Raw genomic sequence first — 230 nt, 5'->3', positions numbered from 1 at the left:
ATGGTTGAAATCAGCATATTTGTAATTGCTAGAAAATGGTGGGTTAGCAATGACAATATCAAAACGTCTTAACTCATTAGCTTTATTATGGTCAAAATGAGCAGGTTCGGTCAGGGTGTCTCCTTGCTTTATATCTGAGTCATAAATGTTATGAAACAGCATGTTCATACGACACAAAGACCATGTTGTACCATTCTCTTCTTGACCAAAAAAACTTAATGGGCTGGCAT

The 230-nt window shown here is 36.5% G+C and carries 1 protein-coding gene; it reads right to left on the bottom strand.

Annotation, left to right across the window (positions count from 1 at the left end):
- Positions 1-230 (bottom strand): N-6 DNA methylase (locus BTV98_RS13440; protein WP_143505804.1); only part of this gene is annotated, 230 nt, incomplete at both ends.

Origin of the sequence: Psychrobacter sp. Cmf 22.2 (assembly GCF_001921745.1) — a bacterium.
Classification (GTDB): Bacteria; Pseudomonadota; Gammaproteobacteria; order Pseudomonadales; family Moraxellaceae; genus Psychrobacter.
This window is presented reverse-complemented; position numbering and strand designations above follow the sequence as displayed.